The sequence below is a fragment of the Flavitalea sp. genome (assembly GCF_035489435.1).
Lineage (GTDB): Bacteria > Bacteroidota > Bacteroidia > Chitinophagales > Chitinophagaceae > DATHKG01.
The window spans coordinates 40,010-46,487 of the sequence record NZ_DATHKG010000121.1 but is presented as its reverse complement, the minus strand read 5'-3'; the positions used below and the strand labels follow the sequence as shown (position 1 = coordinate 46,487).

Below are 6,478 nucleotides of genomic sequence, written 5' to 3'. Positions count from 1 at the left end.
TAACATTTCCGGCATAAAAGAATCGGCAGCTTTTTCTGTGTTTATCACAATCCTTGCCGTTGCTGAATTACTGTTATTCATGGGCATAATTGCGCCTCATTTCAATGCCGGGAACTTCCTGACGAATCCAATGCCATTTGGCTGGAAGGGCATATTTGCTGCACTACCTTTTGCGATCTGGTTCTACCTTGCCATTGAAGGTGTTGCCATGGTCGCCGAGGAAGTAAAAGATCCTTCCCGCAATATCCGCAAAGGGTATCTTTCGGGTATGGCAACGCTTGCTTTCCTTGCTCTCGGTGTGATGATTTTAACCGGCGGTATTACCGACTGGAAGAACCTGAGCAATATCGATTATCCTTTACCTGAAGCCATTAGTATTGTGCTTGGCAAAGGCAGTACACTCACGAAAATATTTGCCAGTATTGGTTTGTTTGGATTGGTAGCTTCTTTTCATGGAACCATACTGGCAGGTTCAAGGCAGGTGTTTGCCATGGCAAGAAGCGGTTATTTACCCTCGCCACTTGCAAAGGTCAATCATCGTTTTAAAACGCCCCATTGGTCCATCGTGGCCGGCGGGTTTATTAGTTTTGCCGCTTTGTTTACCGGGACTACCAGCCAGGTGATTGTTCTATCTGTATTAGGTGCTGTGGTTATGTATATTACCAGTATGATAAGTCTCTTTATTCTCCGGAAAAAAGAACCTGGAATGAACCGACCCTTCAAATCTCCTTTTTATCCTTTCTTTCCTGCCATAGCCCTGATTTTGTCAGGCATATGCCTGGTGGCAATCGTTTATTACAATTTGTTACTCACGATTATTTTTACCGCCGGCCTTGGATTGTGGCTCGTAATTTTTGTAATAACAGGAAAACATAAATTGCCATTAAAAGACGAACTTTTGATGAAAGCCGGACCACAGGTATAAACCGGGGTGAAGTTTATGATGAAAGCGAAGCAAGATGAGTTACCAGCATACCATAGGTAGGAAATTATACAGGTTTATTGATCTGAAAGATTTGCTTGCGAAAGCTTCTCCGTTTAGAAGTGGTGATGCTTTGGCAGGCATAGCTGCCGCTTCTTATGAAGAAAGAATAGCGGCACAAATGACATTGGCTGAATTGCCACTTTCAACTTTTCTTAATGAAGCAGTAGTACCTTATGAACTGGATGAAGTGAATGGTGAAACCCTGGCAAATCTCAAATGGGGCATCACTCCTGAAATGGCCGCTGCCGTGTCAAAACTAATGCGGAACCAGGACCTGATCGCCGTTGCTAAAAAGGCAGAGATAGTTACAAAATTCAGAAACACAATAGGGTTAAAGGGAAGATTTTCAACCCGGCTGCAACCCAATCATCCTACCGATGATGCACGTGGTATTGCTGCAAGCATTATTGATGGTTTGCTTTACGCCAGTGGCGACGCAGTAATCGGAATTAACCCTGCAATGGATAGCCCGGCAGAAGCATTACGATTACTTATGTTGCTTGACAATCTGCGAAATCATTTTGAGATTCCGATGCAATCCTGTGTGCTGACGCATATTACTACAACCATTGAATTGGTTAAAAGTGGCGCGCCGGTTGACCTTTGTTTCCAGTCAATTGCCGGAACCCAAAAAACAAACACAAGTTTTGGTATTAACCTCTCTATGTTGCAGGAAGGGTATGATGCCACCTTATCTTTACAAAGAGGTACACTTGGAAATAATGTAATGTATTTTGAAACAGGGCAGGGTAGCGCTTTGTCTGCCAATGCCCACCACGGAGTGGATCAGCAGACCTGTGAGGCGCGTGCTTATGCGGTAGCAAGGAAGTTTAATCCTTTGCTGGTAAATACAGTAGTGGGATTTATAGGTCCTGAATATTTGTATGATGGAAAACAAATCATACGTGCAGCACTGGAAGATCATTTCTGCGGAAAACTGCTTGGTCTGCCAATGGGGGTTGATGTTTGTTACACGAATCATGCTGAAGCTGACCAGGATGATATGGATAACCTCCTCACCTTACTGGCTGTAGCCGGTTGTAATTTTGTAATGGGGATACCGGGTTCGGATGACATCATGCTGAACTATCAATCAACTTCATTTCATGATGCACTATATATCAGGAAACTACTGGGATTAAGACCAGCACCTGAGTTTGAGCAATGGCTATTGAAGCAGGAGATGATGGATGAAACAGGCCGGCTAATAAATTCCGGTAATCTAAAAAAGCTAGTACAACATTTGTTCTGATGAACGAGATTATTATTCATGATAATTGGGAAGCATTACGTGAGTTCACTGATGCAAGGATAGCATTAGGAAGAACCGGTAGCAGCATACCAATGCAAAAAGAATTTGAATTTAAACTTGCGTATGCCCATGCCCGTGATGCCGTTCATTCCAACATGGATACCGAATCATTGATTAACGGTCTTCAGCGATTTGCTGTTCCAATACTGACACTTGCAAGCCAGGTATCTTCGCGCCAGCTATACCTGCAAAGACCCGATCTTGGAAGATTGCTTGATGAAGAATCTGAAAAAAAAGTAGCGGATTTTTCATCACCTAATGATCTTGCTTTGATTATAGCGGATGGATTATCGGCGACAGCTATTAATCATAACCTGCTCCCACTACTTGACATATTGTTGCCTGGGCTGAAGTCTGCCGGTTTGAAACCGGGTCCGGTATCTATTGTTAAACAGGGCCGGGTTGCTATCTGTGATCCTGTAGCTTACGGTCTTCAATCAAAAATTACCTTGATGCTTATTGGCGAGCGGCCGGGCCTTAGTGCCGCCGACAGTATCGGCGCTTATATAACATATGATCCCAGGCCAGGACTAACGGATGAATCAAGGAACTGCGTATCCAATATCAGGCCGAGGGGGTTATCATTTGAAAAAGCTTCAGAAAAAATTCTATATATCATCGGAGAAGCGATGAAGAGAAAGTTATCTGGCACTTCTTTGAAAGACAATGCGGGACTGATAAACGAATAGAAGCATATCCGTTCAGTTACCGATTTCAACATATTTGAAAACTACATTGTTAGCTATAATAGACTTTTTGAAATCTGCTTAGTAATTTTAGTCGTCGATTGTGCACTTTCATGGCGTTCACTCGGTTCTTCCCTTCGCCGGATGGGCCTTTCGGTTGGGTTGATTTGCCACTGTGATTCCTGGTTAATACGTTTGTTCATGCCGTTCTCTGCTGTTGCCTCCGATCGGCTTTAGTTCCCTGATCGGCTTTTTTAGGTATGCTTCCAGCGCCAGGTTCTGTTGGGCCCTGATCGGCTTGGGTAACTCCGAACAGGAATCGAAGGTGGCAATCAAACCAACCTCAGGCCCATCCTGCACGTTCTAACCGCGGTCACTTAAGGGGATATGCGACCAGCTCAACAAAATTCTACATTCACTCATCGCAGTTATCAGCATTGCAGTCTCCGCTTTCCGTTATCAGCAGTGTTCAATTATCGGCATTGCAGTTATCGCAATTGCAATTGTGCGCATAAACTTCTCTGTATTATGCTTCTTTGTATTATACTTCTCTGAATTATACTTCTCTGAATTGTACTTTTCTGAATTATGCTTGTCGAATTACGCCTGTCGAATTAGACTTCAACAATTTAGATGTAGACGTCCAGATGTTGACATTTCTAATTTCTCTCTACTATTTCTGTTTTATTGGCAGTGTGAATGCTTTGACGATATCGTAATTGTGTCCATAGATGAAACCGCAATAAAGGACTAGTAACACTTGTAATGACTGGTCGCATATTCCCCCAAATGGATGAGTTAGTTGGGAGTGGGATGGTGCTTTTGTTTGGCCTTCGTACTCCCGTACGTACGGGAGAGTTACTGCAGCCGATCAGGGCCCAACAGCAGCTACCACCTGATGAATGCCTGACAAAGCCGATCAGGGCACAAAAAGCTCAACGGAGACAACAACAGCCGCCGGTACGAACAATCCCGCCAAATGCGGGACTGGACACAGCCAAACAAAAGCACCATCCCACTCACAACGGTGCGAAGGAATGAAACAGAACTGTTGCTTAATAGTGCTCTTTGCACAGTGGCCAGGGGTTACCACAACCGATCAAGGCCCAAAAAGCTGACCGGAGACAATAGCAGCCACCGGCATAAAGAATCCCGCCAAGTGCGGGACGGGACACAGACGCGAAAAGGCGCCATCCAGCTGCCAACGGAGCGAAGGAATGAAACAGAACTGTTGCATAATAGTGCTGATACTGTTTAAGAAGGAAGTTTGGAATTAATTCAGCTTATCATCAAATGGAGATTTTTCCAGTATGAGTTTATGTTCTTCAGCTTCTCTTTCCTTCCAGCCTTGCGATAATGTAGCCAGCAATTGCTCCTGGTGCTGGAAAAGTAGCTTGCGAAAATCCTGGTTTCTTACCCGATGTCTTAATTCATATTTACAGGCCATTGAAAATGTAATGCCTGCAAATACCCAATATAATAATTCATCCAGGGCATTGGTTTGACGGTGTTCAAGTTCCTGTCCACGTTCAACAACAATAAAATGATAAACCCCAGCCTCATCTATCACAATATGTGGAAGGGCCCCATCATCCGATATCCGATAGGTTGGCAAAAGATTACCAGGTGCATTGATTTTTGACGCCAGTTCCTCAATGATCTTTTTCAGCCCTAAGTAAGGATCGTTTTCCATTTATAATAATAATAATAATAATTGCCTTAAGAAATAATTCACTACTTACAAACTCACCACTTACCACTCACCACTCACAACTAACTCATCACTCATCACTCATCACTCATAACTCAACAACGATGTCGTACTTATGCAAAAGTCCAACCACTCCTTCAATGGAAAACTTCGCCTTTCTTATCTTATTAATATCTGGATCAAGAGCGTAGTTGAAAGAACTTCTTAAGTCAGCCTTTTCAAGGTTTGTGTTTTCAAATTTTGCCTTATGAAAATCACACTTGATAAAGCTACTGCCTGAGAGGTCAGTATCTGTGAAATCAACTTCATGCAGTGTACAGTCTTTAAAAAGCGTTTTCTTCATCACCCGTTTATAAAAGGAACTGAAGTTCAGGATACAATTTTCAAACTCAACTGAAAACAGAAAATCATTGCAGTTCTCGAAGTTGATTCCAATTATTTTTGACTCCTTAAATTTTACCGTGTTTAGCGTGGCTCCTGTTATTTTTGTCATACTGATGTTGCAGCCTGTAAATTCGCATTCGATAAACTGAACGTTCGACAAATCCATATTTGCAAAATTGCAGTTTATGAACCGGCAGTTTTCATATTCCCCCTTTACAAATGGCCGGGTGGTAAAATCAACTGAGTCGAATTGGTCGTCTTCAAAATAATTTTCACTCATAGAAAATTTGTTGCTTAAGGCACAACAGTAGTAAATAAATAGACGGCAAAAATAACCAGCAATACAATACCCGGTAGAATATTTGTTTTTCCGGTAGCCAGTGAAAGCATTACAGTAAACAAAGACAAAATCAGCAGCACCATTGATTTTGTATCTATTCCTAATGTAAGTGTGATCCCGGTTAAAATTGAAACAATGGCAACAGCTGGAATGGTTAAGCCGATACTTGCCAGCGCGGAACCAAGGGATAGGTTAAGACTGGTTTGAATACGGTCCTTCCTGGCCGCACGAAAAGCAGCCAGGCCCTCAGGTAAAAGCACAACAGCTGCGATGATAACTCCCACAAGTGTTTTAGGTGCTTTAAGCGCTGCTACACCGGATTCTATCACCGGTGCAAGCGACTTTGCAAGGGTAACAACGCCTGTGAGACAAACCAGCAACAACAGCAGGCTTAAAAGGGCAGTTTTATTTGAGGGAGGTACAGCATGAGATTCTACATCATTACCCGGCCCGGGTGGCAGGAAATAATCGCGGTGTCTTACCGTTTGCACTAAAACAAATGATCCGTACAATACCAATGAAATGACTGCTACAAAAATAAGCTGGCTGTTGCTGTATTGTCCACCGGGTTCTGAAACTGTATAGTTTGGAAGAACAAGTGTAAGAATACAGATTGCAGTAAGTGTGCTAAGTGCCGCTCCTGCTCCTGCCAGCCCGAAAGATTGTTCCTTAAATCGCAGTCCTCCAACCAGCAAACAAAGACCGATGATGCCATTCAGAATAATCATTACAGCGGCAAAAACGGTGTCCCTTGCAAGTTCAGCAGTTTCAGGACCACCTGCAAGCATAAGCGAAACAATCAAAGCAACTTCAATGATCGTAATTGCAAGGGCAAGCACCAGGGTACCAAAGGGTTCACCCACACGGTGAGCAATTACTTCAGCATGATGCACGGCCGCCAATACGCCACCGACTAATGTAGCGGCGACAACAACCATATATATTCCGCTAAGGCCCATGCCAACCCCCAGCAAAGCGAGCATAGCTAATACAGGTGCAATGATGGTCCAGGCAGGTAATCCAGTTTGTTGAGTCATTTATAGGTTTTAGTATCGATAAT

7 protein-coding genes are annotated in these 6,478 nt (G+C 43.3%); 4 read left to right on the top strand and 3 right to left on the bottom strand.

Features of this window, described 5'->3' with window-relative positions; all coding sequences use genetic code 11:
* From VK664_RS19470 to VK664_RS19455, 4 genes are all read left to right on the top strand, one after another.
* The coding region (locus VK664_RS19470) for an amino acid permease (RefSeq protein ID WP_461400369.1) at positions 1-925 on the top strand (925 nt) is incomplete at its 5' end.
* Between the two features lie 34 nt (positions 926-959).
* A complete protein-coding gene (locus tag VK664_RS19465; RefSeq protein WP_461400368.1) occupies positions 960-2,237 on the top strand; it encodes an ethanolamine ammonia-lyase subunit EutB in 1,278 nt (425 codons plus the stop codon).
* A complete protein-coding gene (gene eutC, locus VK664_RS19460; RefSeq protein WP_461400367.1) occupies positions 2,237-2,986 on the top strand; it encodes an ethanolamine ammonia-lyase subunit EutC in 750 nt (249 codons plus the stop codon). Before VK664_RS19465 ends, eutC begins: the two co-directional genes overlap by 1 nt.
* Before the next feature lie 786 nt (positions 2,987-3,772).
* Positions 3,773-4,024, top strand: a complete 252-nt coding sequence (locus VK664_RS19455) for a hypothetical protein (protein WP_461400366.1) — start codon at positions 3,773-3,775, stop codon at positions 4,022-4,024.
* 232 nt (positions 4,025-4,256) lie between these two features.
* On the opposite strand, the gene VK664_RS19450 is transcribed toward VK664_RS19455, so the two are convergent.
* The 3 genes from VK664_RS19450 to VK664_RS19440 form a co-directional block, all read right to left on the bottom strand.
* On the bottom strand, positions 4,257-4,676 hold the full coding sequence (locus VK664_RS19450) for an Imm63 family immunity protein (protein ID WP_461400365.1): 420 nt from the start codon (positions 4,674-4,676) through the stop codon (positions 4,257-4,259).
* A gap of 106 nt (positions 4,677-4,782) precedes the next feature.
* Positions 4,783-5,358, bottom strand: a complete 576-nt coding sequence (locus VK664_RS19445) for a pentapeptide repeat-containing protein (protein ID WP_461400364.1) — start codon at positions 5,356-5,358, stop codon at positions 4,783-4,785.
* Positions 5,359-5,372: 14 nt separating this feature from the next.
* On the bottom strand, positions 5,373-6,455 hold the full coding sequence (locus VK664_RS19440) for a calcium:cation antiporter (RefSeq protein ID WP_461400363.1): 1,083 nt from the start codon (positions 6,453-6,455) through the stop codon (positions 5,373-5,375).
* Positions 6,456-6,478: the final 23 nt, after the last annotated feature.